The following is a 22,786-nucleotide window of genomic DNA, read 5'->3' on the forward strand; positions in this document are numbered from 1 at the left end:
TAAATATTCCAACAGCCGATTCACAATAATCGGCTGTTGAAATTTAATAAATCATATAAAATTGCCTATTTTATAAATCTCCGAATTCCTTCTGAAATAGAATCTGTTAACACAACAAGTAGAATATAGCACACTAAAAATAACGTTATGTCTGAGTAATGAAACCAACTCATGCTTAGCTTAAACGCCTGGCCTAGCCCACCGGCACCCACAAAGCCGACAACAATCGTTGTTCTGATAATAACTTCCCAGCGGTACAAAATATACGTTATAAATTGAGGTAATACGGTTGGAATCACGCCATAGATGAACATTTGAGCTTTCCCGGCACCTGAAGAAGCCAAACTCCGGATTGGCCTTGTATCAACATCTTCAATAACCTCAGCGCAAAGTTTACCTAATATCCCGAAGTTGTGTAAAGCTAGGGCAATGGCTCCGGGAAGAATCCCTGGTTTAAATATAAAGATAATCATCATCGCCCATAATAATTCAGGGACAGACCTTGAAAAAATATAGAGCCCGCGTATGATTCCATAGACAATTTTACCATACCAGTTTCTTGAAAGTGTTAGTGTCCCATCAGCAACATTGCGCGCTGCCGGAATAACTGTCAAAATCATAATAATAGTAGAAAAACCAATCGCCATGATACTCATTACTAAAGTCTCAAGCGAAAGCGTTAGGGCATCCATCCAACTTTCCTTATTAAAAAAAGCAGGATTTTCTTCACCGACACCGAGTAAACCATTGATAAATTTTTGAGTATACTGGAGGTTTTCATGGGAAAATAGCGCAAAGAAATTGGCATCTTTACTATTGAATATAAAAAGCCATGAACTGAAGATAAGTGCAAAAACTAAATAAACGGAAAGCTTAATAACTCCAACCTTTGCAGGGCGCTTATGTGTAGTGTTATTTTTCATGCTACCAACCTCTTTCGCAAAACCTGGCTCCAATAGTCGATAAGTAAAACCAAGGCGATTAAAAAGTACATAAACGTCCATACTTCATCATATTTTAAATCGTTAAGGGATAATTGAATTTGATAGCCAAGTCCGCCCAAACCTATAAAACTCATAATCGCTGAAGCACGGATGGCACATTCGTAACGATACATAATGTAGCTGATCATTCCCCCTGCTGCAATGGGGAAATACCCATATAATAATGTTTGCATCCTGGATGCACCACTTGCTTTTAGTGCCTTGATAGGTTCTTCCGGAACATCATTCAGCATATCAGCAAAAATTCGCCCTAAAATACCGCCATAGTGGATAGCAATCGCAAAAATCGCCGCATATGGGGAAAGTCCAAGTGCTGCTACAAACAACCATGCCCAGACAAGCTCATGAATAGCCCGCATAAATCCCAAAATGCCACGGAAGGACGTCTTAAGCAAAACTTTTTTAGAACGACTTACTGCTACAACACCAGAGGCCAACACACCGAACACGACGCCTATTATGGCAGCTAAAGACATACCGGCAGTAGCATATGCCAATGTAATCCAAGAGGATGTTAAAGCGATTTTAATAATATCTGTGGATAAGTCCGGTTTAATAATTCCTTCTAAAATTTGCATGGTTGTTACCATGCCTCCCGAATGTAACAGGTCAGGTCCCCACTCGACAGAAAATAAGCTCCCGATCAATACGGCAGCCATCACAATGGTTAATAGAGTCTTTTTATGAAATGGCGGTTTTGTTTTCATCATCATTCAACTCCATTAAATAATAAAGATCTGTTAACATTTGTTGGGTTACCTTTTCAGTTGGGAGGTCAAAGAAAACTTTTCCTTCTCGTAATGCAATGATGCGATCGAAATATTTTTTAGCGAGTTCAACAGAATGCAAGCTCATGATTAATGTTTGTTTTTGCTCCGTTGCCAATTCTACCAACATTGAGATAATATCTTCGGAACGAGCAGGGTCAAGTGATGCCACTGGCTCATCGGCAAGAATAATTTCAGGCTTTTGTACTAACAGTCGCGCTAGTGCAACTCGCTGCTGCTGTCCACCCGAAAGATTGCTGGTCTTTTCATATAATTTATCTACTAGGCCTACTCTTTCCAATGCTCTACTAGCCATATCCTTGTCTTGGGGAATAAAAAAAGAAAGAAGCGATTTTAAAAATCCCCATTCACCTAAACGGCCGGCTAAAACATTATGAATGACCGGCAATGTTGGAACTAAATCAAATTGCTGACGGATAATGCCTATCTTTTGTGAAAGGCTTTTTCCTGATTTATATTGTGGGGAAGGTTTTCCATCAAGGAAATATTCCCCATGATCTGGTTGAATAATCATCGCCAAAATATTAAGTAACGTAGACTTGCCAGCACCGCTCGGGCCAATTAAGGCGATGCGTTCTCCTTTTTGAATACAAAGAGTAAGGGGAGATAATGCTTTATTCTCCCCGTACGTTTTCTCAATTTTATTTAAAACAAATTGTCCGTTTTGTATGGACATGTTTGATCACCTACTACTTTATAATACCTAATTGTTTCGCTACCTTTTCTATTGCAGCATAGTTTTCATTCTTTGTTTCAATAAATTTGTCAGTTGCAAATAAATCAAGAATGTCCTTTTGTTCTGGACCCATTGAAAGCAATGCTTGCTTTAGTTTTTCTTTTGTACCTGCGCCGTATACTTCATCGACATTGCCAACGACCCAGTGGTAATCGTAATATGGTGGAGTTGTATAGAATACTTTAACTTTATTCACGTCAACCTTGCCTTCTTTAACGGCTTCTTCCCATACCGCTTCATTTAAAGCACCGGTTTGGTATGCTCCTGATTCAACCAACTTATAGGTTTTATCATGGGAGCCGGAATAGTTAGGCATTCCATCAAGATCTTTATCAGGATTAATACCAGCCTCATCCATGAAGTAACGTGGCATTAAATGTCCGGAAGTAGAGCTTTCACTGCCAAATGTGAAGCTTTTTCCTTTTAAATCCTTTAAGCTATTAACAGGTAAATCCTTTTGGGCAATAAATACTGAATGGAACTCGGCATCGCGCGGTCTTTGGACAATTGCTTCGGCTTCAGGAACAACATTTCGAACCTGTACACCAGTCAGTCCCCCAAACCATCCTAATAAAATTTCACCCCGTTGAAAGGCAGTAATTAATGCAGCGTAATCAACTGATGGCACATACTCAACATCAAGACCCGTTTCTTCGCTAAGGTATTTTGCCATTGCACTGAAGCTTCTATTTAAATCAGATGCATTTTGGTCAGGAATTGCACCGATTTTCAATACTGGTTTTTCAGTTGATTTCGCTGTTTCCTGGTTATTTTCCGTTTCTTTATTTCCACTGTTGCCTCCACAAGCAGTTAATGCAAGTATCAGAACTAAGGAAAAAAGGGTAAGTAAAGTTTTTCTCATTAGTCTCTCTCCTTAATAAAAAAATTTCATAATAAATATCAGAAATAATTATAACGATATAAAAAACAAAGGTAAAGTAATTAAACTTATCAGAATAGTAGTAATACCATCCATTTATAACAATTTACAAATTTGAAAAAAAGTGTACAATCTTTTTATTATAAGTTTGGTAGAATGAAGTCGTATAGAATTTAATAAGAGTTGGAGGATGAGCATGTTTTTAAAAAAGTGTCGCATTCAATTTGGAATTGTTTTACTCGTAATATTTTCTTTATTGGCTTTAACAGCCTGTAATCAACCTAAATTTGAAGCCACCTATGATTGGCCAATGGCAGATTTCACTGCAGTCAATCAAGATAATGAACAAATTCAACTTTCAGATATGAAAGGTAAGATTTGGCTAGCAAATTTTGTATTTACCAATTGTGAAACAGTATGCCCACCAATGACAGCAAATATGGCTAAATTGCAACGGCAAATGACGGAAAAGAAAATAGAAGGTGTTGATATCGTTTCATTCAGTGTTGACCCTGGGAGAGATACGCCTGAAACATTAAAAGAATTCGCAAGCAAATTTCAAGCAGATCACTCGAACTGGCAATTTGTCACAGGATACACAGCAGACGATATAAAAAGAATTGCAAAATCTTTCAAAACATTAGCAGAAGCAGAGCCAGGAACAGATCAGTTTATTCACAGCACAAAAATATTTTTAATCAATGAAGAAGGCATCATTGTAAAAGGATATAATGGCTTGGAAGTGCCCTATGAGGAAATCATTTCTGATTTAAAAGCATTAACGAAATAGTCTTTTTATCCAAGTTTGCTAGTTTCCGGATGGAAGCTAGTTTTTTTTTTGCAAAAAAGAAGAATATGAAATTTTCGTCCAAAATGTGAAGAAGATGTGAAACAATTGTGAAATATAGGGAATTTCGGTGAAAACGTGATAATTATCACGTTTTTTTGATTTCCCAACAATTAAGATAAGGAACGTAATCCAATAATTTTCCTGGAAAGGGGGGGACGGTATGAAAAATGCAATTATTATATTTTTAGTTTTCGCATTAGTAGGCTTCGGCGGTGGTTATTTATTTAGCCAATCCAAGTCGTCTGAACAAGCAGCTGCTCCCGATACAAAGGCAACTACAGAACAAGCACAAGGAAATACACAAGGGGCAACGACAGAAGATAAGGCAGCACCCGCACCAGAAACTGTTGCAGCATCTCCAGAGGGTGAAATCTTCAAGCAAAAAGGTTGTATTCAATGCCATTCAATCGAAAAGCTTGGTATTAAAGCTGGTCAAGTTGGACCTGACTTATCACAAGCATATAAGAATGTACCAGGCAAGCATGGCAAGCCAGTCAACGAATTCTTGAAAAAGCCAACTTCTGCAGTTATGTCAGGTGTAATTGGCAGCAACCCACTAACTGATGATGAAATCAATAAAATCGTCGAAGCATTAAAAATAGCTAGTGAAAAATAATAGGAGGTGCATTTTATGAAGAAAGGCATTATTCCCGCTATTACTGGTTTAGTTGCAGGTGTATTAGCATCAACAGTATTCTTTGCACAAACAGATGTTGGTCCAAAATCGGTTGCTAATACAGCATCGCCAACAAAAACAAATGCTGAAAAAGTTTATGTACCATTCGGCCAAAAAGATGAATATTATCTATTTGCGTCAGGTGGTCACTCAGGACAATTGTTTGTCTATGGTGTTCCATCAATGAGACATATTCGTACAGTACCTATTTTCTCGCAAGACTCTGCAACTGGTTATGGTTGGTCAGAGGAATCAAAGAAACTTATGGGCAACTATACATGGGGTGACTTCCACCACCCAGCATTTTCTGAAACAAAAGGTGAATATGACGGTAAATTTATGTTTGCAACAGATGTAGCAAATAGCCGTGCTGCAGTAATGGATTTAAAAACATTTACTGTTAAGGATATTCTCGATGTACCAAATACAAGTGGACCACACTGTGCAGCGTTCGTTACTGAAAATACAGAGTATATGTTCCTTCCAACTCGTTTCTCAGTACCATTAGGCAGTGCATATGCATCACTTGATGAGTACAGCCAAAAATATTATGGCGTTATGAGTGCTGTTAACTTTGATCAGAAGAAAGAAAAACTTGGAGTTGCTTGGCAAGTGGCCCTTCCACCATGGAGCTATGACTTATCAGATGCTGGTAAAGGTCCTTCACATGGCTGGGGTGTAATTACAACTTATAACACTGAAGAAGCAACAACGACAATGGAAATCAACGCGTCTCAAGCAGACCGTGACTATATCGTTCTTTTCAACTGGAAAGAGTTAGAGAAGATGGTAGCAGAAGGAAAATATCAAGATATAAATGGTCAAAAAGTCATCTTCCCTGAAAAAGAAAAAGGTGGACTTTATTTAGTACCAGTTGCGAAATCTCCACACGGTGTTGACGTAACACCAGATGGTACAAGATTTATCGCTTCAGGTAAACTTGCACCTGCTATGACAGTATTCTCTTTTGAAAAAGCATTTAAAGCAATTGAGAATAAAGATTTCGATGGCGAAAAATATGGTATGCCTGTATTAAATTACAAATCAGTAATGGAAAGAGAAGTTAACCCAGAAAACGCACTTGGACCACTTCATACTCAATTCGATGATAAAGGAATGGCTTACACAACAATGTTCATTTCTTCTGAAATCGTTAAGTGGGATCCAAACACAGGCGAAACGTTAGACCGTGTACCTGTTCAATATTCACCAGGTCACTCAGTTGCCGCAGAAGGTGACTCAGCATCTCCAGACGGTAAGTATATTATCGCATTGAATAAACTTGCGAAGGATTCTTACTTAGAAGTAGGTCCATCACATCCAGAGTCAATGCAATTAATCGACCTTTCTGGTCCGAAGATGGAAGTAATTCAATCAGCTCCAGTTAACCCAGAGCCACACTATGCACAAATGATTAAAGCTGATAAGATTAAAACAATTGAAGTCTATGATAAAGATCCATCAAATAAAGACGCAGTATACAGTCAAGATAAGACAAGAATTGAACGTAAAGGTAACGAAGTACATGTATACGGTATCGCAATGCGTTCAAGATTCGTATTTGATTCGAAAGCAAAACGTCCAGATGTAATTGAAGTAAATCAAGGCGATAAAGTATTTATCCATTTAACGAATATCGACTTTGATGAAGATATTACACACGGTTTCGCAATCAATAAGTACAATCTAAATATGGAAGTACAGCCAGGTCAGACTAACACAGTTGAATTCACTGCCGATAAAGCAGGAACATATCCATTATATTGTACTAACTTCTGTTCTGCATTACACCAAGAAATGAATGGTTACTTACTAGTTAAACCAACAAAATAATAAAGGTGGAGGAGTACTTACCGGTACTCCTCTGTTTTTAAAAATAACTCTTTGGGGGGGATCGGAATGTCTAAAAAACTATCTGTATCTTCAATGGTTCTATTAATTATTGCGGCAGGACTTTTTGTCGTTTCTATTTTCTTTCCATGGTGGGGAATGAAGTTTTTTGCGCCGCAATATCCAGAAGGATTGGATATTATTGTTTATCCAAATAAATTGGAAGATGCAAATGATGTTGCCATCATCAATGGATTAAACCACTATGTTGGTATGAAAGAATTTAGTGAAGCAAACTTTCCTGAATTAAACTACTTAACTTATATTATTGCTGGATTGGCCTTATTAACTTTAATTGTTGCAATTTTACGTAATAGGAAACTACTGGTAAGTTTAATTGGTTTATTTGTAGTCGGTGGTGGCCTAGGGGTTTATGATATCCACCGTTGGTTGAAAAGTTATGGAACAGAATTAGACCCAGCGGCACCAATTGATGTACCGCCATTTGTTCCACCTATCATTGGTGAAAATACAATTGCCAATTTTGTAACACATAGTTATTTTTCTACTGGATTTTTCATGATTGGCATTGCATTTATTCTAATGATCATTCCCCTTTGGAAGGATAGAGTACGATGAGCAAAGATTTAAGCACCTTTATTAAAAATTTCAAAAACAAGAATAACGGTAAGGTGCAAATCTGTAACAATCGAGTTTGGATTTCACCATTACTGGTGAAAATCCAAGCCCTTGTCATTGTTATTTTTGCTATGTTTGCTCTTAGTAGTGTAGCTTTTGCAAAGGAGTCGCTGCAGGCTTTAATTGATGCAACTCCGGCAAATGGAACGCTGCAGCTTGAAGGAAAAACATATGAAGGCAATATTGTCATTACATCCCCGATTACTATCATTGGCACAGGGAAAACAATTATAAAAGGGGAAGGGAAAGGCAACGTTATAACGGTTAAGTCTTCTAATGTCATATTGAAGAATTTTGCTGTTACCCATGGTGGACAGGACCGGAATTCCGGGGAAGAATATGCGGGCATTAAACTTATGAAGGATGGAAACACCGTTGATCATATTAAAATTACTGATTGTTTTCATGGTGTTTATTTAAGTCAATCCCATCATAATAAAATAAGTAATGTTACGGTTATTGGCCGGAAAAATGGTGAGATTGCAGGGCAAGGCAATGGCATTCAACTTTATTACTCCAATCAAAATGAACTTATAAATAATACTATTGATGGAACTCGTGATGGAATTTTCTTTGACTATGGCAATCAAAATCTGTCAAAAGGAAACGACATTAAGCATACGAGGTACGGTTTGCATTATATGTATTCCGACGAAAATAAATTTTATAATAATATATTTACCTATAATATTGGCGGTGCAGCCATCATGGAATCTCGTGGAACGATATTAGAGGGGAATCAATTTACCTTAAATCAAGGTACACGTTCATACGGTGTGCTTTTATTATCAAGCGATGATACGGTAATCACAAAAAACCTCTTTTTCCAAAATCAACGCGGAATCTATATGGATCAATCGCAAAAAGCAATTGTAAAAGATAACGAATTTTTACAAAACCAGATAGGTGTAGAAGTATGGGCTTCCTCTTCAGATCAAGTATTTAGCGGCAATAAATTTACGAATAATATTGCCTCTGTCTTAGCACTTGGCGGCGAGGATCACAACCAGTGGTTTGAAAATGGACACGGAAATTATTGGGGTAATACAGTTCCAGTTTTGGATTTAGATCAAAACGGAATTGGCGACTATCCTGTTGAATATAAATCCTCTCTTTATCAACTCGTAGAGGACAATGAATTAGCCTATTTATTCTTAAAAAGTCCGGCTATAAGTATCTATGAAAAAATGAATGAAGTTTTAAATAAACAACAAGTCATGGTTACTGACCAATATCCGTTACTTGATAAAGGAACAACAAACGGAAATCGTTATTTATACATCTTCGGTTTTCTAGTACTCATTATTTTGGGAAGTAGTTACTGGAAAAACAAAAGGAGAAGTGCACAATGAATTATATTTGGAAGGAATGGAAAGAACAATCAAGAGGCAAAGGGATATGGCTAGCACTGGCTATGGTTATTCTTCTATCAGTTTTTATCCTTTTGGAAGCACGATCATTACCGTCTGAGCAAGGGTTTACCGTCTTTCTCTTATCTCTATTTGAAATGAATGTGTTTATCCTGCCGTTGTTAAGTATATTTATTGCTTCCTTTTCTATTATTCAAGAGAAGGAATTAAAAACTTTAATGATACTAACTACGAAACGGGAATCATTTCAAAGCTTTTTACTAAAGAAAAGTGCAGCGGTGCAAGCTGTAATCTTAGGCGTATTTATCGCCTGGTATTTTGTGTTTGCGGTTATTATGAAATTTTACTTTTATTTTAATGTAAGTTATTTTATCGCATTTTTATTATCTGTCATCTTCTTGATTATTATTTTCAACCAAATTGGTATATTATTGGGAAGTATTTGCCATACAAGAATGCAGTTGATTGGTGCTAATATTTTCACTTGGTTCTTATTCGTCTATTTAGCAGATTTATTATTTCTATATATACTGCCAACTGTATCCTATGATAACGTTCAGACATTTTCGATTTTTTTCTTTTTAGATCCTATTCATGCGATTCCTTTCTATTTAGAAACGTCTTTGGGCGTTATTTCGACAGACCATATGTCACGTCTCATGGAGAAAATGGTCTGGGCATCACCAGTATTGTTTTTAGTCATTGATGTCATTTTTTGGGTGGCACTTTCTTTCGTACTAAGCATCCTATTAAAACGAAAGGGTGAAAGAATATGATTGAGATCAAGAATGTTTCCCATTCATATCAGAAAAAAAAGGTATTAGATTCGGTGAATCTCTTTGTTGAAAAAAATGAATTATGTGCCCTCGTAGGGAGAAATGGTGCCGGAAAGTCAACGATTATTCAACTAATGTTGGATTTACTACCACTCAAAACAGGGTCTATCAGTTTAAACGATATCCCTGTTCAAAAAAAGGGATGGAAGAAAACCGTTTCCTATTTACCAGAGAAATTTCAATTATATCCAAACCTTACTGGAGAAGAGAATATGCGATTCTTTGCTTCATTGGAAGATGGAAATGTCGATGAAGCGAAGCTGGAGGAAAAATTGAAGCTTGTCCGCCTCTGGGAGGATCGCAAAGAACAGGTATCAGGTTATTCAAAAGGGATGCTCCAGCGGCTTGGCTTAGGAATCATGCTCTATTTTGATACGGAACTATTGATATTGGATGAACCGACAAGTGGACTCGACCCAATTGGTCGAATTGAGATTTTATCTATTTTGAAATCATTAAAGGATAAAACGATTCTTTTGTCATCACACCATATTGATGAAATCAACCAAATTTGCTCCCATGTGGCCTACTTAAAGGATGGAAAAATAGAAAAGTATACTATTGCAGATTTTGAAACAAAGATATTAAAAGAAGGAGCACTCGCATGAAAAAACTATTAACCTTTTTAATGGGATTATTTGTACTATCTGGTTGCGGCGGCAGTAACTATAATGTCAATCTCGTGGATACACCGGTGTTTATGCCGGATTCAGCTTCTAAAGTATCGTTCAAAATTATGGAAGGTGAGAAGCCTTCAACTGGTTTGAATGTAAAGGCAAGCTTTGAAATGGAGAAGATGGACCACGGCTCCATTAATGTTAAATTAAAAGAACAAGGTGAAGGCGTTTATGGTGGTGAAGTGATGCTACCAATGGAAGGTGACTGGCAAGCGCTGTTAACAATAGCGAATGGAAAAGACACAAAGGAAAAACTAGTGACTTTTACGGCAAAAAAAGCTGAAGCAGCAAGTACAGCTGACACAGCAAAAAATGCCAAGACTAATTTGGCGACTCTGCCTAAGGATGTCATCGCAACTATCAACGGAGAAAAAGTCACAAATGAAGATATAGAATTTTATGGGCTCATTAATAATATTCAAATGGAAATGTATCGTGAAGCTGATCAAGCCAAGTATAAAGGAAAAGAATTAGAAGAGGCTATGAAATATTGGGATAACCAAGAAGCGGCTATTAAAAATAAGAATACATTATTAACACAAATTATCCGCTTACGAGCAATGACTTTATTAGCTGAAGAAAAAGGACATACTGCGACAGATGATGAAATCCAAGCAAAGCTAAATGAAACAAAAAATGCATATCGAAACAGTCCTGTAGCTCAAAAAATGATTAAAGATTACGGTGAGGACCAATTTTGGGCCATCCAAGAAAAACAGCAAAAAGCCATTGTGTTAGTTTCTAAAGTGCAGCAAGATGTAATCAATAATGTGAAAAAAGCAAATCCAAAGGCAGAAACAAAAGAAGTTAACATGCTAGCAGAAAAGAAATACGAAGAACTATTAGTTTCACAGGTTGGTACTTTGAATATTAAAATTAATAATTCATGAGGAAGCAGGAGATTGTCTCCTGCTTCTTTTTGGAATAAAAGGGCGGTTCTCTTGTTCCATAATTTTTCACTTTTTTAGAAAATTAGTGTGAAACCAATCACGACATTAACATTGTGCAAATAGTAAAATTAGTAGAAATGCAGCTAAGAATTGGAGGAAGATGTTGATGAAATGGATATTTGCTCCTGGATCTTATATAATAAATAAATTTAAATTCTCTGGTAAATTTACTGTTTTAGCCCTACTAGTTCTTATTCCATTAGTCCTTCTTTCGTATTTTTTGCTTCAAGAATTGGACCATGATATCGATCAAGCAAAGGACGCGGTGGAAGGAGCAAAATATAATAATGAAATAAAAACCTTTTTGCAATATACTCAGCAGCATCGCGGCCTGTCTGCGGGTTTTTTAAACGGTAATGATGCATTTAAAGAGCAAATGCTCGAAAAGGAAAAACAGTTGGCAGATCAAGTAAAGAAAATTGATGAAATTGATAAGGTAGTAGGTTCTAAATTTAATACGACAAAGCATTGGGATGAACTTAAAAATAAGTGGAGCAACATTGCTGCTACTATTTTTTCAACAATGAATACGAAAGAAAGTTTTAACGAGCATACAGAGACTACGTTAAAAACAATTGAATTAATAAAAGATACATCTGATTCATCGAAGCTTACAACTGTTCCTCAATTAAAGGAGAGTTATTTAAGAGATTCGATTATCAATCAATTGCCATTGTTAACCGAAACAATGGGGCAGGCTCGGGCTAAAGGTACAGTTGCTGCAGCTAAAAAAGTCCTTACTGTTGATGAGAAGATGCAGCTTATTTCCTATACAAGTTCGATTCGTGATATTTCTAAAAATATAGAAAGAGATTATAACATTATTCAAGCTGAGGATCCTATGTTAGGTAAGAGTTTAGAACAAACCTACGCAGCTTCACAGCAAGCAACAACGCATTTCCTAGATGTATTTGAGAATGAAATAATCAAAACTGTAGGCATCGAATCAAGTCAGTTTTATACTTTAGCAACGAAGTCCATTGATGCAAATTTTGCTTTGTATGATCTTGAAACAAAGGTTTTAGATAAGCTTTTAATAGATCAAGTAAAGCAGTTGGAAATGAAAAAAATGGTGCTTTCGATGATTGTATTGGCTCTATTTCTTATAGCAGGTTATTTAGTCATTTCATTTTTTATGTCTGTAAAAGAAACGGTTACTTCTTTAGTAGATACCTCTTCAGAAATGGCCAAAGGGAATTTGACAGTAAAAACAAATGTAAACTCAAATGATGAGCTACGGTTAGTTGGGGATGCCTTCAATCATATGGCTGATTCCTTCTCTGCGATGATTAAAAAGAGTCAAGAAGCGGTTGAGCAATTAGCAAGCTCCTCTGAACAACTTTCCGCTAGTGCTGATGAAACAGAACAGACTTCGGTACAGATAGCCAGCACGATTAACGGTGTTGCTACAGGTGCAACAGAACAATCAGATCATACAACAACCATTTTGGAGATGGTTAGAAATACAAAATCACAGGTTGATGCTGGCGGAGTTAAAGTAACCGAAACATTGAAGCAGGCAAAGGCATCTACCCACTTTGCAAGTGAGGGAAATGCAGCAATTTCAGAAGCCATTCGTCATTTGGGTGATGTGACGCGTACAGTTCAATTTGCTACAGATTCAATTGAAAACCTTGGAAAAAGATCTACTGAAATCGGAGGCATCATTAAAGTAATCACAGAGATTGCGGATCAGACGAATTTATTAGCGCTAAATGCAGCAATTGAGGCAGCGAGAGCAGGAGAGCAGGGCAAAGGCTTTGCAGTTGTAGCAGCTGAAGTGAAAAAATTAGCTGAGCAATCCAATACGGCAGCAGGTCAAATTGTTGCGTTAATTGATTCTATTCAAGCGGAAACTTCAGAAACAGTGCGAACAATGGAGAGTAATTTGACAGCTGTTCAAGGCCAAGTAAATATCATTCAGAAGGGAGGCGAATCTCTTAAAGAGATTGTCCGAAACGTGGAAGAAACTGAAGGAAGCGTGCAAGACCTCCATCAAATCTTATTAAGTTTAGGGGAAAATGCGGATGAAGTTCTACAATCGACTCAAGTAGTTGTTAGCATCATTGAAGATACAGCGGCATCAGCAGAAGAGGTGGCAGCCTCTGCTGAAGAACAATCGGCAACTGTTGAGGAAATATCGGCAAGTTCGCAAGCATTGGCTAAATTGGCGGAAGACCTTCGAAATGAAATTAGAAAATTTAAAGTATCATAAGAGTACAAATTCTATCAGAATTTAATGGCGTAACAATAGGTCAGGCCCCCACTGGAAGAAGTAGTGGTGGTGGAGCCTGACCTTGCTACATAAACTTAATCTTATATTCGCAATCCTCATCACCATTGACATTACATTTGATCTCGCGGACATGGATTTCCCCATTGTAAATGCTAGAAAGTGCTCCTTCTAAAATGGCTCCTTCCAAATCGCAAACCATATTTCCTTCGTGGACGGGAAGTCCTTCGCAAAAGCAATCCTCAATCGCAATATGAAGTTCATTTTCGGTTTTCGAAATTACACGTGGAATCCCAATTTTTAACTGCTCAAAAAGTTCAAGGATTTCTTCTAAGGAGGAAGCCTGCATACTTTCCCCAATCTTCCGTCCCACTGTCATCGTCGTGTTTTTCCCTTTCATCGGCAGTCCTTGGTACATACCGATTAACCGTACCGACCGAAAAAGCTCCAAAGGGACCGAATTCCCCAAGGTTTGACGTTTTATCTTTTTCATATCATCAAAAGTAAATAAATTCATATGTATACGCCCTCCTTTTTATAATGATAAACGTTCTCAAAAATAAAAACCTTGATTTAAATCAATTACTTTACAAAATAATCGCAGTATCATAAGGACATGAGCAGGATTGTAACTGGAGGTGGAGCCTTGAAAACAGCGCCAATGCCATATAAAGAAGCGCTTGAACAATTTAGTGATGGTATTCTCATCGTAAATAGCGATGGTTGTATTCAATTTGCGAATGCTGCTTTCTTCAAAATGAGCGGTTATCGAGAGAATGATGTATACCATTCAGATATAAATATGCTTTTAAATCTTACTGTAAATCCAATAAATAATTGGCAAGGGGCAGTGGATGTCAAACTAAAAAATAGCAATTTGCATACCAAGTGGCTCGTAGTAAATCCGATCAAAGGCCCTTCAGGAGAGACAGACAATGCAATCCTACTGTTTTCAGGTTTTCAGAAAAGCGGGTTGGATCCCTTAACAAAGCTGCCTAACCGCTATTTATTACAAAACCATTTAAAACAAATCCTAGTGAACTCCAAAAAGAATGAACAACTTTTTGCTGTTCTCTATATAGACCTTGACCGCTTTAAGTTTGTCAATGACACGTTGGGCCATTCGTATGGAGATTTATTGCTGCAGCAAGCTACAGAGAGACTCAAGAGGAGTATTGGCGAGGGGCATATCTTAGCAAGAATGGGTGGAGACGAATTCGTTTGTATTTTACAAAATCTATCTTCAGAGAACGAAGCTGAAACTATTGCTAAACAAATTGTAGCCGACTTTTCCATTCCTTTTACATTGCACGAAATTGAGATTCACATTTCATCAAGTATTGGCATCAGCTTGTTCCCTTATGATGGGGACGATGAGGAAATCCTTCTAACAAATGCCGACTCTGCGATGTATCGGGCAAAGAAAAAAGGGCGGAATCAATACGAAAAAGCAAATGTAGAGGTAAATGCCGGTAGTTTTGAACGTCTCATCATTGAAAATAATCTGCGTAAAGCTTTGGAGAAAAATGAGTTATCATTGAATTTTCAACCACAATTAGATTTAAAGAATGAAAGAATTATCGGATTTGAAGCTCTTTTAAGATGGAGTCATCCTGACTTAGGAAATATTCCTCCCTCTGAATTCATTCCAATTGCGGAGGAGACTGGATTGATTTTGCCGATTAGCGATTGGGTCTTGAAAAATGCCTGCTTAAAAATAAAGGAATTGGAAAGAGCGGGGTTCGGTCCTTTGCGAATGGCGGTCAATTTATCAGCGCAGCAATTTTTGCAAAAAAATTTCGTTGAAAAAATACAGTCAGTTATTCATGAAACTGGTATAAATCCAGAGTATCTAGAGCTTGAGCTTACCGAACGCGTCTTAATTCACGATATTGATTCAGCCATTTCTTTGCTGCAGCAGTTAAAGGATATAGGCGTACTCCTTTCAATTGATGATTTCGGCACAGGCTACTCATCATTGAATTATTTAAAAAAATTACCGGTTGATACACTAAAAATCGATCGCTCTTTTATATTTGATATAGACACAAACCCTAGCAGCAAGGCACTTACTGCGGCCATTACAACCATGGCCCATGACTTAAAGTTAAACGTTATTGCTGAAGGGGTGGAAACATACAAACAACTGTCTTATGTGAAAAGGTCATCTTGTGATGCAATTCAAGGCTATTATTTTAGCAGACCGCTAAAGTCTGATAGTGTCATCGATTTTCTAAAGAATACGAACCAGGTGGTGGAGAAAAATGCTTGATATTAAAGTAGAAGGAAATAAAGCAATTATTGATGTACGAGAAAATATTTTAAGGGGGGAACATCCACGAGGTGAAATCTTGGATTATGTAAAAAGTTCCCCAAATGGGACAATTTTTGAAATCCATTTGCCACTTCGTCCGCAACCATTAATCAATGCCTTAAGCGCATTAGGTATGAATGCAATCATTAATGAAATCGCGCCACAGCATTTTCGTCTTATGGCTGTAAAAATTAACGAAGAATAGGTAAAAACACTGTTCTTTATCCGAAAGGGGAGTCTGTTTACGTGTTTACTCCCCTTTTTTTAATCAATAGATAAGCCAGCAAGGTCTTTAAGCTTATGTAGATTGATTACCTGAATGTCTCTATGCTGTTTTACTGCAATAATTTTTTGTTCTGTAAATAATAGTAACTTCCGGCTTAAAGTTTCTGGTGTTGTTCCAATCAGGGCAGCCAAATCCTTTTTGGAAATGGGTAGGCGAAACTGATTATTTACAATGTTTCCTTTCTCCAAAAACTGCAAAATAATCCGCGCCAACCGTTTTTCAACTTCCGTTAAGCTAAGTAGACTCATCCACTCATCGGCAACAAACAATCGATTATTTAAGGCGTTAATAAAGTGTAGTGCCATCGTTGGATTCTTTTCTAATGTATGTAAAAAAGTCTGCTTTTCAATTGAGCAAATGGTGGTCTGTTCAAGAGTCACGGCATTTGCATAATGATTGCTATTTTGCAGCAAGGCAAATTGACCGAAAAAATCCCCGGAAAATAACAGGCGAATAATTTGTTCTTTTCCTTCCTCGTTAAGCTTAGTTAACTTTATTAACCCTTCATGAACGATGAAAAGCTTATCAGAACTTTCGCCCTCACGAAAAATGAATTCTCCTTTTTTGTAACAACTGCTCTTTGTAACAGCTTGTAATGTTTCAAGCTCCTTATCCAGCATTCCTTGAAAAACCGGAACAAGGCTCAAACAGGATAACTGATGATGGCAATTTTGGGTGCAGCACATAGTAATGTTCCTTCCCTTGTAAGTATTTCTTCAACAAATTCCATTGAAGTCCATTTCTAATGTACTGTGTAAAATTCTTGGATGTCGTGATATAAATCACCATGAGGTAGATTATGTGGGTGTGAGATTAATGAAGTAGTCTTTTGCTGAAGAATTTTATGGAATCTTTAAACCCAATCATATATAGTTTTTCTTTAATTAAAACAGTCAATAAAAATAGCTCTAAGCTATTGCGAAGTCCTAATTTAATTCTTGTTTTTTCTTCTTCAATCAACTCAAAATAAATGTCTTCAATTTTTTCATTATTAAAGAAGCTTCGATCCTTCTTTTGTACTGTTAAAATACTTTCAATTTGAGCAACTAAATCACGGTTAGATAATTTTCGAATCAACGTACTCACCTCAAATATGTACTATTAACATTTATCATATCTATATTATAGGAAAAACCATTCAATAGTGGAGTTAACAATGTCACATATTTTTGAAAAAATAAGGAATTTGTCGAAGAGAAACGAATAAAAGTGTAGTGGTAAAATTTAAAATCTTCTAAAAACTATTGACTAATTTATGAGAGGAGAGTAAATTTATGTAAAGTAATTAATTTAATATGTATTAATTCTTATCCAGAGAGGTGGAGGGACTGACCCTGCGAAGCCTCGGCAACCGGCAAAATTCTGCACGGTGCCAATTTCAGAGGAATAACATGAAGATTCCGAAGATGAGAATGAAGGACGTACTTTTATCGAAGATGTAAGCCCCTTCTCTCATCAACTTTGAGAGGAGGGCTTTTTTAATGCCATTACTGAATGTCGTAAAAACCTAATCATTTATTATTAATAAACCAACTTTTCGGATTAGAAAACTTATCTATAAAGGGGAGATTATAATGGGAAAAAGAATTTATTTAAATGCATTTGATATGAATTGTATCGGTCACCAATCACCAGGGTTATGGACACATCCAGAGGATGAGTCCCAGCGTTATGCTGAAATTGAATATTGGGTTGAATTAGCCCAGTTATTGGAGAAAGGGAGGTTTGACGGACTTTTTCTTGCTGATGTTGTTGGCGTTTATGATGTTTATGAAGGAAAGCCAGATGCAGCCATTGCGAGCGCTGTTCAGGTCCCTGTTAATGATCCGTTATTAATTATTTCGGCAATGTCCCATGCAACGAAACATTTAGGATTCGGTGTAACCTATGCCTTAACCTACGAATACCCATATATGCTGGCACATAGATTGTCAACATTGGATCATATTACAAAAGGGCGGATCTCTTGGAATATTGTGACCTCGTATTTAAACAGTGCAGCCAAAAGTTTTGGATTGACCAAGCAAATAGCCCATGATGAACGCTACAATATCGCTGAAGAGTTTATAGAGGTCTGCTATAAGCTTTGGGAAGGAAGCTGGGAAGCTGATGCAGTTATAAAAGATAAAACAAGAAGAATTTATGCGGACCCAAGAAAAGTGCATGCCATCAACCATGCGGGTAAATACTTCAATGTACAGGGAATACATCTAAATGAGCCATCGCCACAAAGAACGCCTGTACTTTTCCAAGCGGGCACATCAACAAAAGGCCGTGAATTTGCGGCGAGACACGCTGAGTGCATCTTCTTAAATGGGCTAAGTCCAGAAATTGTCGGCAACAATGTTAAGAGATTAAGAGAGGAAGCAAAAGTCCAAGGAAGAAGTGAGGATGATATTAAAATCTTTACAATCTTCACGCCAATTGTTGGTGAGACAGAAGAACAAGCAAAAGAAAAATATGAGGAATTAAAAAAATATATTAGCTATGAAGGTGCGCTTGCCCTTCTAGGTGGGTGGACAGGAATCGATTTTTCAAAATATGATCCTGACCAAGAATTAGAATATATTGAAACAGATGCAATTCAATCTGTTCTTGAGGGATATACAAAAGCAAATCCGAATAAAAAATGGACTGTTCGAGAAATTGCTTTAGAAACAGGGGTTGGTGGTTTTGGCCCAGTTGCCGTAGGTACACCTGAACAAATTGCTGATGAAATGGAGCATTGGATTCGGACGACTGGGATTGATGGGTTTAATATCGCCTATGCCCTTGCCCCTGGCACAATAAAGGATTTTATTACTTACGTGATTCCAATTTTACAAGAAAGAGGTCTTGTTCAAACAGATTATGAAGAAGGCACCTATCGAGAAAAACTATTTGGTCAAGGGAATGGCTCCTTACCGGAAAATCACCCGGGATCTAAATTTCAGATTACAAAAAGCATCGTTTAATAAAGAAAAAGAAGCAGGGACAGGGTTCCCTGTTTCTTTTTTGCTGTCTAAAATTTTTAATTTTGTCATAAAAGTGTAAGTAAAGTTTTTAGAAATATATTACAATAAATATGTAAAATAGTAGCAAGACTTGTCAAAAGACTCGAAACAAGCAGATGGCAGAAAGGATGTGAGGTCTATTTTAAAAGATAAAGAGATCATCCATATTGTCTCAGATTCGGTTGGTGAGACGGCCGAATTTGTAGTAAAAGCTGTGGCAACACAATTTAATAGTGGTTTTATTGAGATTAAACGGCATACGTATGTAGAGAGTTTTGAAGATATTGAGGATTTATTGGCAATGGCACTGCAAAGCCCATCAATTATTGCCTATACAATAGTCATTCCAACTTTAAAGGAATACTTGGATAAAAGAGCAAAAGATGAAGGCGTTTATGCCATTGATTTACTAAATCCACTAATGGATGCTTTTGAAAAAAAGTTCAACAAAAAGCCAAATTATGAACCAAAACTGATGCGAAAGTTAGATGATGATTACTTCCGGAAAATTGAGGCGATTGAGTTTGCCGTTAAGTACGATGATGGCCGCGACCCACGGGGGATTTTGAATGCCGATATCGTTTTAGCCGGCGTTTCCCGTACATCAAAAACGCCGCTTTCAATGTATCTGGCACATAAACGCTATAAAGTTGCCAATGTTCCGTTAGTACCAGAGGTTAAACCGCCTGAAGAGCTTTTTAAGATACCGAGAAACAAATGTGTCGGTTTAATTATTTCCCCGGACAAACTGAATGCTATTCGAAAAGAACGCCTAAAGAATCTCGGCTTAAAATCTGGAGCGAATTATGCGAGTTTTGAACGGATTCTTGAAGAATTGGACTATGCTGAGGAAATAATGAAGCGAATCGGCTGTCCCATTATTAATGTTTCCGATAAGGCCATTGAAGAAACCGCTGATTATATTTTAGATATTTTGAAAAAAGAGAGGAGTTCTTGATTGTGAAAAAGTACGTGTATCTCTTTAATGAAGGAAACGCTGGTATGAAGGAGCTTTTGGGAGGAAAAGGCGCTAACTTGGCGGAAATGACAAGAATTGGCCTTCCTGTGCCATCCGGTTTTACAATTACGACAGAAGCATGTAATGCCTATTATGATGCAGGGAAAACAATCGCACCGGAAGTACAGGACCAAATTTTGGTAGCACTCCAGCAGCTTGAGGAACAAACAGGAAAACGATTAGGTGATCTAAAAAAACCTCTTTTAGTATCTGTACGATCAGGTGCTGTGTTCTCGATGCCTGGAATGATGGATACGGTGCTCAATCTTGGAATGAATGATGAGACAGTTAAGGGAATGGCTGCTTTAACAGACAATCCGCGTTTCGCATATGATTCCTATCGCCGCTTCATCCAAATGTTTTCCGATGTTGTTCTTGGTGTTGATGTGTACTTCTTTGAACAGCTTTTAGAAGAATACAGGGAGCAAAAAGGCTATACATCGGATCCGGAGCTAACGGCCGAGGACTGGCAGGAAGTCATTAAAGGATACAAGGATATTGTAAAAAAACGTACGAAAAAGGATTTTCCACAGGATCCAAAGGAACAGTTATTCCTTTCCATTAACTCCGTTTTTGATTCATGGAATAATCAGCGGGCCATTGTTTATCGCCGCTTGAATAAAATTCCTGAGCACTTAGGAACTGCGGTCAACATTCAAATGATGGTGTTCGGTAATATGGGCGATGATTCTGGAACAGGTGTGGCCTTCACTCGTAACCCTTCTACGGGCGAGCCAGTTCTCTATGGCGAATACTTAATTAATGCCCAAGGGGAAGATGTTGTAGCCGGGATTCGTACACCTAAGCCAATCTTAACTTTGCAAAATGAAATGCCTGGAGTATTCCAGCAATTTGCCGATACTTGTCGCCAGCTTGAGCAGCATTATAAAGATATGCAGGACATTGAATTTACCGTTGAAAGAGGCAAATTGTTTATGCTGCAAACGCGAACTGGAAAAAGAACGGCTCAGGCAGCGATTACCATAGCTGTTGATATGGTGGAAGAGGGGATCATTGATAAAAGGACTGCCATTCTCCGTGTAGACCCCGATCAGTTAAATCAACTGCTGCATCGCCGCCTTGATGATACAGTTGAACGAACTCTTCTTACAAAAGGGTTGCCAGCGTCACCAGGTGCAGCTACAGGTGAAGTTGTTTTTGATGCGGATGAAGCAGAGGTTTTAGGAAATGAAGGGAAAAAAGTGATCCTAGTCCGACCGGAAACAACACCGGACGATATTCATGGCATTGTTGCGGCTCAAGCCGTTGTAACAAGCCGTGGCGGGATGACGAGCCATGCAGCTGTTGTTGCTCGAGGTATGGGAAAAGCCTGTATCTGTGGCTGTGAGGACTTGAAAATCGATCTAGGTAAAAAGCAGTTTATTGTTGGTGATACGATTGTGGGTCATGGTGATGTGATTACGATTGATGGTGGTACTGGAGAAATCATGCTTGGCAAGATTCCAATGATTGATCCAGAGCTTTCCGCTGAATTTAAGCTTCTCTTAGAGTGGGCAGATGAAACGAGAAAGCTCGGTGTCCGTGCTAATGCTGATAATCCTGTAGATGCGAAAAAAGCATTTGATTTTGGTGCTGGCGGAATTGGTCTATGCCGCACAGAGCATATGTTTATGGATAGCAAACGGATTCCAATTGTCCAAAAAATGATACTTGCTGAAAACTTCGTAGAGCGTAAAGAGGCTTTAGATAAGCTCTTACCAATGCAACAGGGTGATTTTGAGGGGATTTTTGAGGCGATGCAAGGCTTGCCTGTTACGATTCGCTTGTTGGATCCACCTTTACATGAATTTTTACCGGACAAAGAAGAGCTTTTAGTGGAAGTGACGAAGCTACAACTGACAGACCCAAACAGTGATGAACTTGTCGAGAAGGAAAGGCTGCTTAAGAAAGTAAACCAGCTTACTGAATTTAATCCAATGCTCGGGCTCCGCGGTTGCCGACTAGGCATGATTCATCCGGAAATCTATGAAATGCAAGCAAAAGCGATATTTTATGCGATTGCAAAACTAATGGATAAAGGCTTGGCAGTAAAATCGGAAATTATGATTCCACTTGTCGGTCATGTAAATGAATTGAGGGAAATGCGCCAGCTTGTTGTGAATGCTGCCGCCCAGGTTCAAGAAGAAACAGGAAGGGAATTCCATTACCTTATTGGTACAATGATAGAAATTCCACGTGCTGCCTTGACAGCTGACAAAATAGCTGAGGAAGCTGATTTCTTCTCATTCGGAACGAACGATTTAACACAAACGACCTTTGGCTTTAGCCGTGATGATGCGGAAGGAAAGTTTTTACAAGCTTATGTAAGTCAAAAAGTTCTTCCGGAAAACCCATTTGTTGTGCTTGACCAAGAAGGTGTCGGAAAGCTTGTTGAAACCGGGGTTACCATGGGAAGACGGACAAATCCTACATTAAAAACCGGTATTTGTGGTGAACATGGCGGTGAAAAACAATCGATTGAATTCTGCTACAATGCAGGGCTTGATTATGTTAGCTGCTCTCCTTATCGTGTGCCTTTGGCAAGACTTGCGGCTGCACAAGCTACGATTCGTAAAGAGGATGCAATCGTTTCGCTTGCTTCTCAAAAGTAAATAAGTCAAGAAAAAGGAAGCAGGAGAATGTCGC

At 37.9% G+C, this 22,786-nt stretch carries 21 protein-coding genes and 1 riboswitch; of the genes, 14 read left to right on the plus strand and 7 right to left on the minus strand.

Features of this window, described 5'->3' with window-relative positions; translation table 11 throughout:
• Nucleotides 1-65: 65 nt before the first annotated feature.
• The 4 genes from ACNQFZ_RS14680 to ACNQFZ_RS14695 are packed head-to-tail and all read right to left on the minus strand — an operon-like array spanning nt 66 to nt 3,390.
• Entirely contained in the window at nt 66-923 is an 858-nt protein-coding gene (locus tag ACNQFZ_RS14680) for a PhnE/PtxC family ABC transporter permease (protein WP_458412078.1), read from the minus strand.
• Nucleotides 920-1,717 carry a PhnE/PtxC family ABC transporter permease gene (locus tag ACNQFZ_RS14685; RefSeq protein ID WP_458412079.1) on the minus strand — a complete coding sequence of 266 codons (798 nt, stop codon included), beginning with the start codon at nt 1,715-1,717 and terminating at the stop codon, nt 920-922. The genes ACNQFZ_RS14680 and ACNQFZ_RS14685 overlap by 4 nt, the downstream gene beginning before the upstream one ends.
• On the minus strand, nt 1,686-2,468 hold the full coding sequence (locus tag ACNQFZ_RS14690) for a phosphonate ABC transporter ATP-binding protein (RefSeq protein ID WP_458412080.1): 783 nt from the start codon (nt 2,466-2,468) through the stop codon (nt 1,686-1,688). The genes ACNQFZ_RS14685 and ACNQFZ_RS14690 overlap by 32 nt, the downstream gene beginning before the upstream one ends.
• 13 nt (nt 2,469-2,481) lie before the next feature.
• The gene (locus tag ACNQFZ_RS14695; RefSeq protein ID WP_458412081.1) at nt 2,482-3,390 is read right to left on the minus strand and encodes a putative selenate ABC transporter substrate-binding protein; all 909 of its coding nucleotides are present in this window, start codon (nt 3,388-3,390) and stop codon (nt 2,482-2,484) included.
• 214 nt (nt 3,391-3,604) lie between these two features.
• On the opposite strand from ACNQFZ_RS14695, the gene ACNQFZ_RS14700 reads away from it, so the two are divergent.
• The 9 genes from ACNQFZ_RS14700 (at nt 3,605) to ACNQFZ_RS14740 (ending at nt 13,511) form a co-directional block, all read left to right on the plus strand.
• Nucleotides 3,605-4,198, plus strand: coding sequence for an SCO family protein (locus ACNQFZ_RS14700; protein WP_458412082.1), 594 nt, complete (start codon nt 3,605-3,607; stop codon nt 4,196-4,198).
• A 220-nt stretch (nt 4,199-4,418) separates the two neighbouring features.
• Nucleotides 4,419-4,874 carry a c-type cytochrome gene (locus ACNQFZ_RS14705; RefSeq protein WP_458412083.1) on the plus strand — a complete coding sequence of 152 codons (456 nt, stop codon included), beginning with the start codon at nt 4,419-4,421 and terminating at the stop codon, nt 4,872-4,874.
• A 15-nt stretch (nt 4,875-4,889) separates the two neighbouring features.
• Nucleotides 4,890-6,767, plus strand: a complete 1,878-nt coding sequence (gene nosZ, locus ACNQFZ_RS14710; RefSeq protein ID WP_458412084.1) for a Sec-dependent nitrous-oxide reductase — start codon at nt 4,890-4,892, stop codon at nt 6,765-6,767.
• Between the two features lie 66 nt (nt 6,768-6,833).
• The gene (locus ACNQFZ_RS14715; RefSeq protein ID WP_458412085.1) at nt 6,834-7,403 is read left to right on the plus strand and encodes a hypothetical protein; all 570 of its coding nucleotides are present in this window, start codon (nt 6,834-6,836) and stop codon (nt 7,401-7,403) included.
• Nucleotides 7,400-8,815, plus strand: coding sequence for a nitrous oxide reductase family maturation protein NosD (gene nosD, locus ACNQFZ_RS14720; RefSeq protein ID WP_458412086.1), 1,416 nt, complete (start codon nt 7,400-7,402; stop codon nt 8,813-8,815). Before ACNQFZ_RS14715 ends, nosD begins: the two co-directional genes overlap by 4 nt.
• On the plus strand, nt 8,812-9,609 hold the full coding sequence (locus ACNQFZ_RS14725; RefSeq protein WP_458412087.1) for a copper ABC transporter permease: 798 nt from the start codon (nt 8,812-8,814) through the stop codon (nt 9,607-9,609). Before nosD ends, ACNQFZ_RS14725 begins: the two co-directional genes overlap by 4 nt.
• Nucleotides 9,606-10,277: an ABC transporter ATP-binding protein gene (locus tag ACNQFZ_RS14730; RefSeq protein WP_458412088.1), complete on the plus strand. Its 672-nt coding sequence runs from the start codon at nt 9,606-9,608 to the stop codon at nt 10,275-10,277. Before ACNQFZ_RS14725 ends, ACNQFZ_RS14730 begins: the two co-directional genes overlap by 4 nt.
• Nucleotides 10,274-11,236 carry a FixH family protein gene (locus ACNQFZ_RS14735; RefSeq protein WP_458412089.1) on the plus strand — a complete coding sequence of 321 codons (963 nt, stop codon included), beginning with the start codon at nt 10,274-10,276 and terminating at the stop codon, nt 11,234-11,236. Before ACNQFZ_RS14730 ends, ACNQFZ_RS14735 begins: the two co-directional genes overlap by 4 nt.
• 166 nt (nt 11,237-11,402) lie before the next feature.
• Complete coding sequence (locus tag ACNQFZ_RS14740; protein WP_458412090.1) at nt 11,403-13,511, plus strand: methyl-accepting chemotaxis protein; 2,109 nt, start codon at nt 11,403-11,405, stop codon at nt 13,509-13,511.
• Between the two features lie 85 nt (nt 13,512-13,596).
• Here the strand turns inward: ACNQFZ_RS14740 and ACNQFZ_RS14745 are convergent, their stop codons facing one another.
• Nucleotides 13,597-14,046 carry a V4R domain-containing protein gene (locus ACNQFZ_RS14745; RefSeq protein WP_458412091.1) on the minus strand — a complete coding sequence of 150 codons (450 nt, stop codon included), beginning with the start codon at nt 14,044-14,046 and terminating at the stop codon, nt 13,597-13,599.
• Nucleotides 14,047-14,175: 129 nt separating this feature from the next.
• Here ACNQFZ_RS14745 and ACNQFZ_RS14750 point away from each other — a divergent pair, with 129 nt between their 5' ends.
• The gene (locus ACNQFZ_RS14750; RefSeq protein WP_458412092.1) at nt 14,176-15,801 is read left to right on the plus strand and encodes an EAL domain-containing protein; all 1,626 of its coding nucleotides are present in this window, start codon (nt 14,176-14,178) and stop codon (nt 15,799-15,801) included.
• The gene (locus tag ACNQFZ_RS14755) at nt 15,794-16,048 is read left to right on the plus strand and encodes an amino acid decarboxylase (protein ID WP_458412093.1); all 255 of its coding nucleotides are present in this window, start codon (nt 15,794-15,796) and stop codon (nt 16,046-16,048) included. The genes ACNQFZ_RS14750 and ACNQFZ_RS14755 overlap by 8 nt, the downstream gene beginning before the upstream one ends.
• Before the next feature lie 59 nt (nt 16,049-16,107).
• On the opposite strand, the gene ACNQFZ_RS14760 is transcribed toward ACNQFZ_RS14755, so the two are convergent.
• Together ACNQFZ_RS14760 and ACNQFZ_RS14765 are read right to left on the minus strand one after the other, a co-directional pair.
• The gene (locus ACNQFZ_RS14760) at nt 16,108-16,815 is read right to left on the minus strand and encodes a Crp/Fnr family transcriptional regulator (protein ID WP_458412094.1); all 708 of its coding nucleotides are present in this window, start codon (nt 16,813-16,815) and stop codon (nt 16,108-16,110) included.
• A gap of 127 nt (nt 16,816-16,942) precedes the next feature.
• Nucleotides 16,943-17,206, minus strand: coding sequence for a hypothetical protein (locus tag ACNQFZ_RS14765; protein ID WP_458412095.1), 264 nt, complete (start codon nt 17,204-17,206; stop codon nt 16,943-16,945).
• 227 nt (nt 17,207-17,433) lie between these two features.
• Nucleotides 17,434-17,542, plus strand: a riboswitch (SAM riboswitch).
• Nucleotides 17,543-17,703: 161 nt separating this feature from the next.
• On the opposite strand from ACNQFZ_RS14765, the gene ACNQFZ_RS14770 reads away from it, so the two are divergent.
• The 3 genes from ACNQFZ_RS14770 to ppdK all read left to right on the plus strand — a co-directional run bounded on the left by ACNQFZ_RS14770 (nt 17,704) and on the right by ppdK (nt 22,752).
• Nucleotides 17,704-19,083 carry an LLM class flavin-dependent oxidoreductase gene (locus ACNQFZ_RS14770; RefSeq protein ID WP_458412096.1) on the plus strand — a complete coding sequence of 460 codons (1,380 nt, stop codon included), beginning with the start codon at nt 17,704-17,706 and terminating at the stop codon, nt 19,081-19,083.
• Between the two features lie 169 nt (nt 19,084-19,252).
• Nucleotides 19,253-20,080, plus strand: a complete 828-nt coding sequence (locus ACNQFZ_RS14775) for a pyruvate, water dikinase regulatory protein (protein WP_458412097.1) — start codon at nt 19,253-19,255, stop codon at nt 20,078-20,080.
• Between the two features lie 2 nt (nt 20,081-20,082).
• Complete coding sequence (ppdK, locus tag ACNQFZ_RS14780) at nt 20,083-22,752, plus strand: pyruvate, phosphate dikinase (protein ID WP_458412098.1); 2,670 nt, start codon at nt 20,083-20,085, stop codon at nt 22,750-22,752.
• Nucleotides 22,753-22,786 lie beyond the last annotated feature (34 nt).

This window comes from Schinkia acidoalkalinis (assembly GCF_054301215.1).